12 protein-coding genes are annotated in these 14,969 nt (G+C 60.1%); 7 read left to right on the top strand and 5 right to left on the bottom strand.

Translation table 11 applies throughout. From position 1 onward, the window contains the following. Positions 1-62: 62 nt before the first annotated feature. Positions 63-962 (top strand): bifunctional methylenetetrahydrofolate dehydrogenase/methenyltetrahydrofolate cyclohydrolase FolD, encoded by a 900-nt coding sequence (folD, locus tag FHT76_RS12385; RefSeq protein WP_183860182.1) that lies wholly within the window; start codon positions 63-65, stop codon positions 960-962. Here the strand turns inward: folD and FHT76_RS12380 are convergent. Further along, positions 941-1,987 (bottom strand): LacI family DNA-binding transcriptional regulator, encoded by a 1,047-nt coding sequence (locus tag FHT76_RS12380; protein ID WP_016552794.1) that lies wholly within the window; start codon positions 1,985-1,987, stop codon positions 941-943. The two genes, folD and FHT76_RS12380, sit on opposite strands and share 22 nt — an antisense overlap. Positions 1,988-2,269: 282 nt before the next feature. Here FHT76_RS12380 and FHT76_RS12375 point away from each other — a divergent pair, with 282 nt between their 5' ends. The 6 genes from FHT76_RS12375 to FHT76_RS12350 all read left to right on the top strand — a co-directional run bounded on the left by FHT76_RS12375 (position 2,270) and on the right by FHT76_RS12350 (position 9,393). Continuing rightward, positions 2,270-3,634, top strand: coding sequence for an ABC transporter substrate-binding protein (locus FHT76_RS12375; protein ID WP_259126529.1), 1,365 nt, complete (start codon positions 2,270-2,272; stop codon positions 3,632-3,634). Between the two features lie 165 nt (positions 3,635-3,799). After that, positions 3,800-4,813, top strand: a complete 1,014-nt coding sequence (locus FHT76_RS12370) for a carbohydrate ABC transporter permease (protein WP_114711469.1) — start codon at positions 3,800-3,802, stop codon at positions 4,811-4,813. Between the two features lies 1 nt (position 4,814). After that, the gene (locus tag FHT76_RS12365; RefSeq protein WP_114711471.1) at positions 4,815-5,978 is read left to right on the top strand and encodes a carbohydrate ABC transporter permease; all 1,164 of its coding nucleotides are present in this window, start codon (positions 4,815-4,817) and stop codon (positions 5,976-5,978) included. A 26-nt stretch (positions 5,979-6,004) separates the two neighbouring features. Next, the gene (locus FHT76_RS12360; protein ID WP_183860178.1) at positions 6,005-7,657 is read left to right on the top strand and encodes an alpha-glucosidase family protein; all 1,653 of its coding nucleotides are present in this window, start codon (positions 6,005-6,007) and stop codon (positions 7,655-7,657) included. A 20-nt stretch (positions 7,658-7,677) separates the two neighbouring features. Next, complete coding sequence (locus tag FHT76_RS12355) at positions 7,678-8,769, top strand: ABC transporter ATP-binding protein (protein WP_183752622.1); 1,092 nt, start codon at positions 7,678-7,680, stop codon at positions 8,767-8,769. A gap of 270 nt (positions 8,770-9,039) precedes the next feature. Beyond that, positions 9,040-9,393, top strand: coding sequence for a hypothetical protein (locus FHT76_RS12350; protein ID WP_040673934.1), 354 nt, complete (start codon positions 9,040-9,042; stop codon positions 9,391-9,393). 72 nt (positions 9,394-9,465) lie between these two features. Here the strand turns inward: FHT76_RS12350 and edd are convergent, their stop codons facing one another. The 4 genes from edd to FHT76_RS12330 form a co-directional block, all read right to left on the bottom strand. Further along, positions 9,466-11,286, bottom strand: coding sequence for a phosphogluconate dehydratase (edd, locus tag FHT76_RS12345; RefSeq protein ID WP_114711477.1), 1,821 nt, complete (start codon positions 11,284-11,286; stop codon positions 9,466-9,468). Between the two features lie 60 nt (positions 11,287-11,346). Beyond that, complete coding sequence (gene pgl / locus FHT76_RS12340; RefSeq protein WP_183860176.1) at positions 11,347-12,045, bottom strand: 6-phosphogluconolactonase; 699 nt, start codon at positions 12,043-12,045, stop codon at positions 11,347-11,349. 11 nt (positions 12,046-12,056) lie between these two features. After that, the gene (gene zwf, locus FHT76_RS12335) at positions 12,057-13,532 is read right to left on the bottom strand and encodes a glucose-6-phosphate dehydrogenase (RefSeq protein ID WP_183860174.1); all 1,476 of its coding nucleotides are present in this window, start codon (positions 13,530-13,532) and stop codon (positions 12,057-12,059) included. A gap of 133 nt (positions 13,533-13,665) precedes the next feature. Continuing rightward, entirely contained in the window at positions 13,666-14,964 is a 1,299-nt protein-coding gene (locus FHT76_RS12330) for an FAD-binding oxidoreductase (RefSeq protein ID WP_183860173.1), read from the bottom strand. Positions 14,965-14,969: the final 5 nt, after the last annotated feature.

Below are 14,969 nucleotides of genomic sequence, written 5' to 3'. Positions count from 1 at the left end.
ACAGGCAAATCGCGCTGAGCGCCACCGGCTATAATGAGCGAAAGCAAGGGCAGGAGACAGTCTTGACGACAGTGATTGATGGCAAACAGGTCGCAGCTTCCGTCATCGAAACGGTAAAGGCGGCGACATCGGCACTGGACAAGCAGAGTGGCGTCAAGACGGGACTCGCCGTCGTGATCGTCGGCGATGACCCGGCCAGCCATGCCTACGTCAATTCCAAGAGCAAGATGGCGAAGGAATGCGGGTTCAAATCCGTCCAGCACACCTTGCCGGTCGAGACGACCCAGGAGGAGTTGGCGGCGCTCGTCGCTTCGCTGAACGACGATCTGTCGATCCACGGCATCCTCGTGCAACTACCGCTGCCCAAGCACCTGAAATCCGAGCCGATCATCCAATCGATCCTGCCGGAAAAGGACGTCGATGGTCTCCACGTCGTCAATGCCGGTAAGCTTGCGACCGGCGATCTCGAAACAGGCTTGGTCTCCTGCACACCGGCAGGCGCGATGGTCTTTGTGCGCCGGACACACGGCGAAGATCTTTCTGGCTTGAATGCCGTGGTTATCGGCCGCTCGAACCTCTTCGGCAAGCCGATGGCACAATTGCTGCTGAACGCCAATGCGACGGTGACGATTGCTCACTCGCGCACAAAGGATCTGCCCTCCGTCTGCCGCAACGCGGACATTCTGGTTGCGGCAGTCGGACGCCCCGAGATGGTCAAGAGCGATTGGGTAAAGCCCGGCGCTACCGTCATCGATGTCGGCATCAACCGCATTCCCGCGCCGGAAAAGGGTGAAGGCAAGACCCGTCTTGTTGGCGACGTTGCCTTTGATGAAGCCGCGAAAGTCGCTGCCGTCATCACGCCGGTTCCCGGCGGGGTAGGGCCGATGACGATCGCGATGCTGATGGCCAACACCGTCATCGCCGCGCACCGCACGGCTGGTCAAACCCCGCCCAAGTTCTGATCCGCTCGCGGCACAGGCCCCGTCGAGGACCTGACGATCAGCTCGGTCTTCCAGAGTTCCTGCTCCGGAAACGGCCCATCCTGCTTGATCGTGCCGATGAGGCGCTGGGCAATGCGAACGCCCGCGGCGCGCAGCGACGATCGCGTCGTTGTCAGCGGCACGGAGAAGTTCTCTGGCTTCAGATGCGGCAGGACGTCGTCATGCGCGATTAGCGAGACGTCCTCCCCGAGCTTCAAACCAGCCTGATTGACGGCGCGGATTGCGCCGAGCGCCAGCACCGTACTGGAACACAGGATCGCCGTCGGTCGCTCCGGCATCTGCAGAAACCGTTCCATTGCAGTCTGGCCAAGCTCGTCGGTCATCGTCGTGTGGCTCATGTGATCGTCCGGAAGTGACAATCCGCGCTCGGAAAGCGCGGCAATCATCCCGTTCTTGCGGCGCATTGCGAAGTCGAGATGTTCCGGCCCGTTGAGCAGGGCGAAGCGCGTATGGCCGAGTTGCAGCAGCAGGCGCGTCGCATCGTAGAAAGCGCCTTCGTTATCGATATCGAGATAAGGGTAGTCCGGCTCAGAACCGATGGAACGACCATGCACGAGGAAGGGCATGGAGAGCGACTTCAGCATTGGCAGCCGCGGATCGTGGCCACGCATATAGGCCACAAACAGCGCATCGACATTGCCGCTGATCGCAAGCCGCCGCAGCGCGCCCACTTCGTCGTTAGGATCGGCAGGCATGATCACGAAATGAAAATCGTGGCGGACGGCCTCCTCGCCGAGGCCCGTCAGGAACTCGCCGAAGTGCACATCGGAATAGTGGTCGGGAGCCGTCGGCATCACAAGGCCGATCGAGCCGGCCTTGCCGGTTGCAAGCCGCTGAGCCGCCTTGTTCGGGCGGTAGCCAGTTTCCTTCACCGCCTGCAGAACGCGCTCGCGCGTCGCTTCATTGACCTCTGGATAGCCGTTCAATGCACGGCTTACCGTCGTCTGCGACAGGCCAAGCAATTCCGATAGCTGTTTCAAATTCACGTGCTATGCTTCCTCCGCCTACCCTGGCTGCCAGCTCCCAATGGCATCCAAAGCGCTTTTAATTATGTAGCAATTGTGCCGCTTGACTCAAGGAAAATCGCTCCATATTCCCAAGATATGGCGCTGAAGCCGTGATATAAAAGGCCGCATCTTTTACGCTTTTCGCAAAATTGCTTGACTCTTTTCCGCCGAAAGTGACATGAGTGCTTTTGTCAAAGCGCTTTGGAACGGCGTCAAAATGGTTCAAAAGTGCGGTTGGGATTGTGATGGGAGGTTGATCACATGAGAAAGACGTTTTTGATGGGCGTTGCTGCGGCGGCGCTTCTTGCTGCCGGTGCCGCATCTGCTGCCGATCTGAAGTTTGCCCCTGGGCAGGATTCGAAGTTCAACTGGAAGAGCTACGACGATTTCAAGGCTGCTCACGCCGATCTCAAGGGCGAGCAGATGACGATCTTCGGGCCGTGGCGCGGCGAAGACGAAGCCTTCTTCCGCAGCATTCTTGCTTATTTCACCGAAGCGACCGGCGTAGACGCCAAATATTCCTCTTCGGAAAACTACGAACAGCAGATCGTCATTGACACGCAGGCAGGTTCGCCGCCGAATATCGCCGTTCTGCCGCAGCCGGGCCTTCTCGCCGATCTCGCCAGCAAGGGATTCCTGACGCCGCTTGGTGAAGAGAACTCCAAGTGGATCAAGGACAATTACGGCGCTGGCGACAGCTGGGTCGGCTACGGCACCTACAAGGGCAAGGACGGCAAGGAAGCCTTCTATGCCTTCCCGTATAAGGCCGACGTGAAGTCGCTGGTCTGGTACGTTCCCGAGAATTTCAAGGAAGCAGGCTACAAGGTCCCGACGACGATGGAAGAACTGCACGCCCTGACGGAGCAGATCGTCAAGGACGGCGGTGTTCCGTGGTGCATCGGTCTCGGTTCAGGTGGTGCGACCGGTTGGCCGGCAACGGACTGGATTGAAGACATCATGCTGCGCCAGCAGAAGCCTGACGTTTACGACAAGTGGACCACCAACGAAGTGAAGTTCACGGATCCTGCCGTGGTGGCTGCGATCGAGGAATTCGGTTCCTTCGCCAAGAACGAGAAGTATGTCAGTGGCGGTGTTGCAGCTGTAGCCGCAACCGACTTCCGCGACAGCCCGAAGGGCCTCTTCGGGGTGCCGCCGAAGTGCTACCTGCACCATCAGGCTTCGTTCATCCCGTCCTTCTTCCCTGAAGGCACGAAGCTCGGTCAGGATGCCGACTTCTTCTACATGCCGACCTATGCGGCGCATGCCGACCTCGGCAAGCCGGTTCTCGGTGCGGGTACTCTCGTCACCATCACCAAGGACTCCAAGGCTGCTCGTGCTTTCGTCGAATTCCTGAAGACGCCGATCGCACACGAAGTCTGGATGGCGCAGTCGAGCTTCCTGACGCCGTACAAGGGTGTCAACACGGCCGCCTACGCCAATGAGCAGATGAAAAAGGAAGGCGAGATCCTGACGACCGCGACTACCTTCCGCTTCGATGGCTCCGACCTGATGCCTGGCAAGATCGGTGCCGGTGCGTTCTGGACCGGCATGGTCGATTTCGTCGGTGGCAAGTCCGCGGAAGAGACCGCCACGGAAATCCAGGGCGCCTGGGATGCCATCAAGTAACAACGCCTGAGTTCCATGCCGCCGTTTGCGGCGGCATGATTGAAGTGCATGGCCGGATACTGGGAGTGTCCGGCCACTGTCGCCTGTCGCTTCGAAAGCGACGGCGGCGTGACGACATCGGCGCGCAAACCCGTCAGGATAGACCGGGTCGCAGGGGAGGGACGAATGCTGTCGCAGATAGTTTCCGCTTTAGGGGTCGTGGTCGTGGCGGTCTTCGCCTGCTCGGCCTATTTCTACTTCTCGAACAAGATCTTGGATTGGTCGCTGCCGGTGAAGCATGGCGATATCCATTTCGCGGCGCGTAACCTGAACCGCCGGGCAATGATCCGACCGTGGCTGTTCATCGGGCCCGCCCTTTTGCTGCTTGTCGTCTATCTCGTCTATCCTGTGGTCGCGACGCTGATCCTGTCTTTCTATGACCGCTCCGGCGAACAGTTCGTCGGCTTTGCGAACTACCAGTGGGCCTTTACCGACCGCGAATTCCGCCAGTCGATCTTCAATAACATCTTGTGGCTGGCTGTCGTGCCGGCGGCCTGCACTTTCTTCGGCCTCGTTATCGCCGTCATGACCGATCGCATCTGGTGGGGCAATATCGCCAAGAGCATCGTGTTCATGCCGATGGCGATCTCCTTCGTCGGCGCATCGGTCATCTGGAAGTTCATCTACGAGTATCGTGGCGGCAACGATGTACAGATCGGCTTGCTCAACGCCATCGTCCAGCTGTTCGGCGGCACGCCGCAGGTGTGGATCTCGGTGCCCTTCTGGAACAACTTCTTCCTGATGATCATCCTGATCTGGATTCAGACGGGTTTCGCCATGGTGATCCTGTCCGCAGCACTTCGCGGCATCCCGGAGGAAACCATCGAGGCTGCCGTCATCGACGGCGCGAATGGTTGGCAGATCTTCTGGCGCATCATGGTGCCGCAGGTCTGGGGCACGATCGCCGTTGTCTGGACGACGATCACGATCCTCGTCCTCAAGGTCTTCGATATCGTGCTGACCATGACCAATGGTCAATGGAATACGATGGTGCTCGCCAACCTCATGTTCAACTGGCTCTTCCGTGGAGGCGGCGATTCCGGCCGAAGTGCTGTTATCGCGTTGATCATCATGCTCGCCGTGACGCCGATCATGGTCTGGAACGTCCGCCGTGCAAATCGCGAGCTGGGAGGCCACTGAGATGACGCTGACCCGAGATTTCTTCAAGATCGGCCCCGCCCGCCTCTTCGTTCACTTCGCGGTGCTTGTCATCGTCATCATTTGGCTGATCCCGACACTCGGCATCTTTGTCAGTGCGCTGCGTGACAAGGACCAGCTCGTCGTCTCCGGCTGGTGGACGGCTTTTGCCGGCTCGTCGCGGACGGTTGCGGCGCGTCTTGGCCAGCCGGACCAGCAGACGCAGGAGGGAGCCGTCTACGTCATTTCCGGCAATGTGCTGGAGGGCCAGCAGGGCCGTTCCATCCGGGCCTTCGGAACGCGCGTCCAGCAGCCATCTGCCTATAAGGCCGGCGAGACGGCAGATCTTGGCGATGGCCTTTCGCTGACCGTCGCCAGCGATGGTAACTATCGCTACATGAAGAACGCCGCCTTTGGACCGGATGATGGCGGCCGGCGTGTTTACATTTCCGTCGCCACGCCGCCGGAATTCACCCTGCAGAACTACAAGAACGTTTTGACCAGCGAGGGGATTGGCCAATCCTTCATCAACTCGTTGACCGTGACCATCCCGGCGACGATCATCCCGATCCTCATTGCCGCCTTCGCCGCCTATGCGCTGAGCTGGATGGAATTCCCCGGTCGCGCGCTGATGATCGCGCTCGTCGTCGGCCTGATCGTCGTGCCGCTGCAGATGTCGCTGATCCCGCTTCTCAGGCTTTATAACGGCATCGGCGCGCTGCTCGACGCTCCGTCGAAGACCTATCCCGGTATCTGGTTTGCGCACACCGCCTTCGGCATGCCGCTCGCCATCTACCTGCTGCGCGCCTATATCGCCGGCCTTCCGAAGGAGATCATCGAATCCGCCCGCGTCGACGGCGCCAGCGATTTCGAAATCTTTACCCGTATCGTACTGCCTTTGTCCTTCCCGGCGCTCGCATCCTTCGCGATCTTCCAGTTCCTGTGGGTGTGGAACGACCTGCTCGTCGCCATGGTCTTCCTCGGAACCGACAGGGATCACCTCGTTCTGACAGGTGCCCTGAATGCACTGCTCGGCTCGCGGGGTGGCAACTGGGAAATCCTGACGGCATCGGCCTTCGTCACCATTGTCGTACCGTTGCTCGTGTTCTTTAGCTTGCAGCGCTATCTGGTGCGTGGTCTGCTCGCGGGCTCGGTCAAGGGCGGCTAGCAACCAGAAAGCATCCAACAGGAAACATGAGCATGGCATCCCAATCCATTTTGACGGCCGACAAGGACTGGTGGCGGGGCGCGGTGATCTATCAGATCTACCCGCGCTCCTACCAGGATTCGAACGGCGACGGCATCGGCGATCTGAAGGGCATCACCGCCCGTTTGCCGCATGTCGCGGCCCTCGGCGCCGACGCGATCTGGATCTCGCCGTTCTTCACCTCGCCGATGCGCGATTTCGGCTATGACGTTTCCGACTACGAAAACGTCGATCCGATTTTTGGCACGCTGGTGGATTTCGACACGCTGATAGCAGAAGCCCATCGCCTCGGTATCCGCGTGATGATCGACCTCGTCATCTCGCACAGCTCGGACCAGCATCCTTGGTTCGTCGAAAGCCGCACGAGCAAGACGAACGCCAAGGCGGATTGGTATGTCTGGGCCGATGCCAAGCCGGACGGCACGCCGCCGAACAACTGGCTGTCGATCTTCGGCGGGTCCGCATGGGCGTGGGACCCGACGCGCATGCAATACTACATGCATAACTTCCTGACCTCGCAACCGGATATGAACCTGCACAATCCCGAGGTTCAGGATCGGCTGCTGGATGTGGTGCGCTTCTGGCTGAAGCGCGGCGTCGACGGCTTCCGTCTCGATACGATCAACTTCTACTTCCATGATAGGGAACTGCGCGACAATCCGGCTCTGCCCCCTGAGCGTCGCAACGCGTCCACCGCTCCGGCGGTCAATCCCTATAACTTCCAGGAACACGTCTACGACAAGAACCGCCCGGAGAACCTCGAGTTTCTCAAGCGGTTCCGCGCCGTGCTCGAGGAGTTTCCGGCGATTGCGGCCGTCGGCGAGGTGGGCGACAGTCAGCGCGGTCTCGAGATCGTCGGCGAATACACATCAGGCAACGACAAGATGCATATGTGTTATGCCTTCGAGTTCCTTGCGCCCGATCCCCTGGCTCCCGAGCGGGTTGAAGAGGTCATGGAAGACTTCGCTGCGGCTGCACCGGATGGCTGGGCCTGCTGGGCTTTCTCCAACCACGATGTCATGCGCCATGTCAGCCGCTGGGGATCGCTGGTCGCTGACCACGATGCCTTTGCCAAGCAGTATGCGTCCCTGCTGCTGACGTTGCGCGGCTCGGTCTGCCTCTATCAGGGCGAGGAACTCGGCCTCACCGAAGCCGATCTTGCCTACCAGGACCTGCAGGACCCGTACGGCATCCAGTTCTGGCCGGAGTTCAAGGGCCGTGACGGCTGCCGCACGCCGATGGTCTGGGACAGTCAGGTTGCTCAGGGTGGCTTCTCCACCGTCAAGCCATGGCTGCCGGTCCCGGTCGAACACATCCTGCGCGCAGTCAGCGTCCAGCAGGGCGATGAGACCTCGGTGCTCGAGCACTATCGCCGCTTCCTCGCCTTCCGCAAGCAGCATCCCGCCTTTGCGAAGGGCGAGATCGAGTTCATGGAACCGCAGGACGACGTGCTGATTTTCGTGCGCGAATACGGCAACGAGAAGCTGCTTTGTGTCTTCAACATGAGCGCTACCGAAAGCGCAGCTGTTTTGCCCGCCGGCGACTGGCAGGCGTTGACGGGCCACGGCTTCGTCAGCAATAACTACGGTGAGAAGATCGATATTCCGGCATGGGGAGCGTATTTCGCTCGTCTCGCCTGACGATTCTGGAGGAGGAATTAATGACTGGACTGACGCTCAAGGATATTCGCAAATCCTACGGCTCCGTGGACGTTCTTCACGGGATCGATCTTGAGATCAAGGAGGGCGAGTTCGTTGTGTTCGTCGGTCCTTCGGGCTGCGGAAAATCCACGCTGTTGCGCATGATTGCCGGCCTGGAGAACATCACCGGCGGTGACATGTATATCGATGGCCAACTGGTCAACGATGTGCCGCCGTCGAAGCGCGGCATCGCCATGGTGTTCCAATCCTACGCGCTCTATCCGCACATGACGGTTTACGACAACATGGCGTTCGGCATGAAGATCGCCGGCGAAAGCAAGCAGGAGATCGATCGCCGTGTTCGTGCTGCGGCCGACAGCCTGCAGCTCGGCAAGTATCTCGATCGTCTGCCGAAGGCACTCTCCGGTGGTCAGCGCCAGCGCGTGGCCATCGGCCGCGCCATCTGCCGCAACCCCAAAGTCTTCCTCTTCGACGAGCCGCTGTCGAACCTCGATGCAGCTCTTCGTGTCGCAACCCGCATCGAGATTGCCCGCCTCAGCGAGCAGATGGCCGGCACGACAATGATCTACGTCACCCACGATCAGGTCGAAGCGATGACGCTTGCCGACCGCATCGTCGTTCTTTCTGCAGGCAACATCGAGCAGGTAGGCGCGCCGCTGGAACTCTACGAGCGCCCGGCAAACCTCTTCGTCGCGAAGTTCATCGGCTCTCCGGCGATGAACGTCATTCCTGCGACCATCACCGAAGCTGGCAACACGACAACGGTGACGCTGACGGGCGGCAAGTCCGTCACGCTGGATATTGCGACAGCGGCTTCCGAGAAGGGCAAGACGGCAAGCTTCGGCGTCCGCCCTGAAGATCTGCGTGTCGCCGGTGCGGGCGACGACTATCTTTTCGAAGGCGAAGTCTCGATCGTCGAGGCGCTCGGTGAGGTGACGCTTCTCTACATCGAGGGCCTTGTCCGCGGCGAACCGATCATCGTCAAGCTGCCAGGCATTTACGACATCAAAAGGGGCCAGAAGATGCATTTCTCTGCCGACCGTTCCAAATTGCATCTCTTTGATGCGGACGGCCGTACGTATCGTAAATAAAATTGCTCCAAACGGGAGCAGCAAAAAGCGAAGCCCGGGGGTCAGCAAGCGCTGCCGGGCTTTTTATGTATCTGATCGAAAACAATATTATTTGCTGAGACACGCCCCGCCGTTCGCTGTGGACAGTACTCGATATCGAAACTGCTCTCACCTTCTGTTAAGCATCGCCCGCTAGTATTTCCTCATTGAGTATTGAGGGGAATACGAGCGGTGGCTCCATCCAATCCGATGCCCTTTGGGCAGCACTTTCTGAACAAAGAGGAATCCTTCATGTACGACCGCGAAGTGCGGTTCAGAATGGAGGATACGAGGAACGCCGCGCGCATCGAATATACGGAAAAAGGCGTCATGCACATGGCGTCCCGGCGGTGCGACATCATTCGCATTTCCAAGAGCACGGCGGTTCTCGCGCTCCTCACCCAATACGCCCTTCCGAAGCAGTTCTATCTCGATATTCCGGATGCGCGCATCACCAAAGTCGGCTGCATGCTGATGAGGGTGAATGCGAACAACACGATCGAAGTCCGATTCCTGCGCATGCTGAACGACAAGGAACTGAACAAGATCTTCGTCTACAGCACACATCCGGCGCACCGCGATCGCGTTCTCGATATTCGCGCCTGAGTTTTCAAACCATCAAAAGACAAAGCCCGCGAGCTTCCTCGCGGGCTTTGTTGTTTGATGGCTGGCTACCGACTAGTGGAAGAGCACACTCGCACCACGATCCGACGGGCCAACCGCCCGGCGGAATGGCGCAAACAGGTCGCGGCCCATGCCGAATTCGTTCTCCGACAGATCGGCGACCACCGACTCACGCTCGGCCATATCAGCTGCGTCGACAAGAACTTCCAAAGTGCCGGCGATCGCGTCGAGACGGATGATATCGCCGTCCTTGATGCGAGCGATCGGGCCGCCATCGACAGCCTCGGGCGTGACGTGGATCGCCGCCGGCACTTTGCCGGAGGCGCCGGACATGCGGCCATCTGTCAGCAGCGCGACGCGGAAGCCGCGATCCTGCAGCACGCCGAGCGGCGGCGTCAGCTTGTGCAGTTCCGGCATGCCGTTCGCCTTCGGTCCCTGGAAGCGCACGACGGCGATGAAGTCCTTGTTGAGCTTGCCTTCCTTGAAAGCGTCCTGAAGCTCCTGCTGGCTATGGAAGACAACGGCCGGTGCTTCGATGACATGCCGGTCCGGCTTGACCGCCGAGATCTTGATGACTGCCTTGCCGATATTGCCGCGAAGCATCTTCAGGCCGCCATTAGCCTGGAAGGGCGTTTCGATATTGGCGAGCACCTTCGGGTCGACACTCTTTTCCGGTGCGGGTTCGCGCACGATCGCGCCGTCGTCGCCGAGGCGGGGGTCGATCGTGTAGGCCTGCAGGCCATGTCCGAAGACGGTGCGTACGTCATCATGTACCATGCCGTGCTTGAGCAATTCCTTGATGAGGAAGCCCATGCCGCCGGCGGCGTGGAAGTGGTTCACGTCGGCAAGGCCGTTCGGATAGACGCGTGCCAACAGCGGCACGATCTCGGAGAGCTCGGCAATATCCTGCCAGGTGAGCTGGATACCGGCTGCCCGCGCCATGGCGACGAGGTGCAGCGTGTGGTTCGTCGAGCCGCCGGTGGCATGCAGGCCGACGACACCGTTGACGACCGAGCGCTCGTCGATCATCTCGCCGGCCGGCGTGAATTCGTTGCCCTGCGCGGTGATCGCCAGCGCCCGTTTGGCCGCTTCGCGCGTGAAGGCCTCGCGCAGCGGCGTGCCTGGATTGATGAAGGAGGAGCCAGGCATATGGAAGCCCATGATTTCCATCAGCATCTGGTTCGAGTTCGCCGTACCGTAGAAGGTGCAGGTGCCCGGACCGTGATACGACTTCGATTCAGCCTCTAGCAACTCGGCACGGCCAACCTTGCCTTCGGCATAGAGCTGGCGCACGCGCGACTTTTCGTCGTTCGGCAGCCCCGACGTCATCGGGCCGGCAGGAACGAAGATCGCAGGCAGATGGCCGAAGGATAGGGCGGCGATGACGAGACCCGGCACGATCTTGTCGCAGACGCCGAGGAAGAGAGCGGCATCGAACATGTTGTGGGAGAGGCCAACGCCGGCCGCCATGGCGATCAGGTCGCGGGAAAACAACGAGAGCTCCATCCCCGGCTGACCTTGGGTGACGCCGTCGCACATGGCGGGAACAGCGCCTGCGACCTGTGCAATGCCGCCGGCCTCGGCTGCCGCCTCGCGGATAATCGCGGGATAGGTCTCGAACGGCTGATGCGCCGAGAGCATGTCATTGTAGGAGGTGATGATGCCGAGATTGGGCACGCGGTCCCCCGCAAGAGCGTCTTTCTCGGCGGGGGAACAGACCGCAAAGCCATGCGCGAGGTTGGCGCATCCGAGAACGGAGCGGCTCACACTCTTCGAGGCGGCATTGCGCAGGCGCTCCAGATAAAGTCCGCGCGTCGGCTTCGATCGTTCGACAATGCGGGCGGTGATCGCAGAAATGCGTGCATTAGCGGACATGGGAGTTATCCTGCCTTGTTTGCTCTTCAGTTTTTCGTTCGCGGCTATCTGCCCGAAGGCTTATGGAGCCCAGTAGATTTCGACGGGGCTCGCTGCCCGCCGCAGAATGGCGCGGATCGGCATCTCTGCCTCGTCGCCGGCGCCTTCCGCCTTCGCCAGGACGTCCTTTTTGCTCTCGCCTTCGATATGAAGCACGAGCAGCTTTGCATCCTGGAGGCTGGAGAAGGTGAAGGTCAGCCGCGGTTCACCCGCGCCCTCAGCCTCCATGGTGATGATACCACGCGGCGTCTTCGGGTCGAGAGCGGCATTGAGGTTGCTGCCATCAGGGAAGAACGAAGCGGTGTGGCCATCACCACCCATCCCGAGGATTGCAACATCGAAGGGATTGCCGATTGTTTCGGTCGCCTTCGTCGCGAGCTTTGCGGCGTCCTCGACCGAAGCTGCCGCCTGGTAGAGCGGCAGGAAATTCGCTTCCTTGGCCTTGTTCTGGAGAAGGTTTTCGGCCACCAGCAGATGGTTCGAGCGTGGGTTGTCGGCCGGAACAAAGCGTTCATCCACGAGCGTGATGGTCACCTTCGCCCAGTTGAGATCGCGCGCCGAAAGCTCCTGGAAGAAGCGCTTCGGCGTCGAGCCGCCGGAAACGGCAAAGGTTGCCGCTCCCCGTTCGTCGATTGCCGCGGAAAGCGACGCAGCGACTTTGTCTGCTAGGTTGCGAGCCAGTTCCGCGCCATTGGCAAAAGCATGCATCGTCGCTGCCATCGTCTCTGATCCTACAGGTTGTCGTGCCAGGTGCGGCCATCACGCTCGATGAGCGCAATCGACTGGCTGGGGCCCCAGGTGCCGGCGGTGTAACCCTGAACTTTCTGGCCGGTGGATTCCCAGCCCTTCAGGATCGGGTCGACCCACTGCCACGCGGCCTCGACTTCGTCGCGGCGCATGAACAGCGTCTGGTTGGAGCGGATGACGTCCATCAGCAGGCGCTCGTAAGCGTCAGGGTTACGGACCTGGAAGGCGTCGGCGAAGCTCATATCGAGCGACACGTTGCGCAGACGCATGCCTCCCGGGCCGGGGTCTTTGATCATCAGCGACTGCTTGACGCCTTCATCTGGCTGCAGGCGGATGATGAGCTGGTTCTGGTTGATACGACCGGCGGACTGGTCGAAGACCGAGTGCGGGATCGGCTTGAAAGTGATGACGATTTCCGACATGCGACCCGCAAGGCGCTTGCCGGTTCTGATATAGAAGGGAACGCCAGCCCAGCGCCAATTGCCGATCTCCGCCTTGATCGCCACGAAGGTCTCGGTGTTCGAAACGCCGCCTTCGAGCTCTTCAAGGTATCCCTTGACCGGACCGCTGCCGGAAGCGCCGGCACGATATTGGCCACGTACGGTGTTGGTCTCGACGTTCGATGCGTTGATCGGCTTCAATGCACGCAGCACTTTCAGCTTCTCGTCGCGGACGGCCTCGGAGTCCATCGAGGAGGGGACTTCCATCGCGACCAGGCAGACGAGCTGCATGATGTGGTTCTGCACCATGTCGCGCAGCGCCCCAGCGGTGTCGTAATATCCGGCGCGGCCTTCGAGACCGACCGACTCCGCGACCGTGATCTGCACGTGGTCGATATGGTTGGCGTTCCACAGCGGCTCGTAGAGGGCGTTGGCAAAGCGCAGCGCCATCAGGTTCTGCACCGTTTCCTTGCCAAGGTAGTGGTCGATGCGGAAGATCTGCTCTTCCTTGAAGACCTTGCCGATGGTGTCGTTCAGCTGCAGGGCGGAAGCGAGATCGCGACCGATCGGCTTCTCGACCACGATGCGCGTCGACTTAGTGATCAGCTTATGATCGTGGATCTTCTGCGAAATGTCGCCGAAAATGCCCGGTGCGACGGCGAGGTAGAAGGCGCGTACGCGATCCTTGCCTTCGTCCAGAAGCTTCTTGAGGTGATCCCAGCCGGCATCCGAGCGCGCATCGACTGGTACGTAGTACAGGCGCTGCAGGAACTTCGTGACTTCGGCTTCGTTGTATTCGCCCTTCTTGAGGTGTTCGTTCAGGGCATCCTGGGCAAACTTTCGATATTCCTCGTTCGTCAGCGGGCTACGCGACGCACCGATGATGCGGGTCGGCTCGGAGAACTGACCCTCGACTTGCCGGTGATAAAGGGCCGGCAGCAACTTGCGTTCTGCAAGGTCGCCACTGCCGCCGAAAACGACATAATCAAAGGGTTCAACGGGGATGGTTTGGCTGCTCATGAGGATGTCTCTCAATCAGACGGGTTATTGGCTCTTTAATCTAATCGATTTAAAAAAGCCAGTGTGCGATGCAATGAATCTCTCGGAAAGAGGTTTTAGATCGAATTGCCGCGCGATGAAATCCGCAATCTGACTAAAACTTGTCGCGCAAGGCAAACCAGGAAAGCGCCAGGAAAAGCAGCGGCGCACGCATGGCCGCGCCTCCCGGAAATGCCGGAATATCCAGCGATTTGAAAAGCTCCAAATCCGCCGATCGCCCGAGCACCGTGTCAGCATAGAGCTTTCCACAGTAATTGGACAGCATCACGCCATGCCCGGAATAGCCGCCAATGGACGTCACACCAGGCATCACCTCACGCACGAACGGTTGCCGTGGCATGGTGATGCCGACCGAGCCTCCCCAGGCGTGCGAAATCTCGATATCCCGAAGCGCCGGGTAAATCTCGGCGATTTGTCGGCGGATGTGCTGCGTTATGTCGCGCGGATTGTCGGCCGTATAGGCCTCCCGACCGCCAAAGAGCAGCCGGCCGTCCTTGGATTTGCGGAAGTAGCGCACGACGAAGCGTGAGTCGGCCACGGACTCTCCGCCTGACAGCACTTGCGGGTGCCCATCGAGCGGCACGGTAGCCCCGATAAAGGAGCGGATGGGCATCACATGGCTAGCCGTCACCGGCTCGAGATTGCCGATGTAGCCATTGCAAGCGATCAGCGCCCTGTCGGCAGTAATCGTGCCCCGCGACGTCTCGATTATCACCTTGTTGCTGCCATGAAGGATCGCCGAGGCCTTGGTCATCTCGTAAATCTGTGCACCGGCATTGGCTGCAACGCGGGCGAGCCCGATCAGCAGTTTGAGCGGCTGAATGTGGCCAGTGCCGGTGTCGCGAACGCCGCAATAGTAGCGCGTTGAGCCGAGACGCTCTTGGGTTTCGGCTTTGTCCATGAAGCGCATGTGCGGATAATTGTAGCGCATCGCCGCGATTTCAGCATTTTCGTAGTAGTCCGCCTTGTAGCTCTCCTTGTGCGCGACGTTCATCTGACCCGGCATGTACTCCATGTCGATCTGATGGTCGGTCGCGAAATCCATGAGATGGTGCTTGGCTGCCTCGGCCAGATCGAACAATGCGCGCGAGCGTTCGTAGCCGATCTTTTCCTCAAGTTCTTCCGGCCACCAGCGCTGTCCGGTACCAAGCTGGCCACCATTGCGGCCCGAGGCGCCGTCGCCAACCCGGCACGCCTCGATGAGAACCACCGAGACGCCTGACGTGGCGAGATTGTAGGCGGCTTGAAGGCCGGTGTAGCCGCCGCCGACGATGGCGACGTCGCACGTCTTCGAGCCGTCCATTTCGGGATAGGTCGGCCGCTCGCCCGAGGTGGCCTGATACCACGAAATGCCGGGCGCAATGGGGCTCTGCCATCTCTCCTGCGATGTCATGACTG

This window comes from Rhizobium sp. BK176 (genome assembly GCF_024808055.1).
Note: the sequence above shows the minus strand (reverse complement) of the source record. Positions and strands in the feature narration are given on the sequence as shown.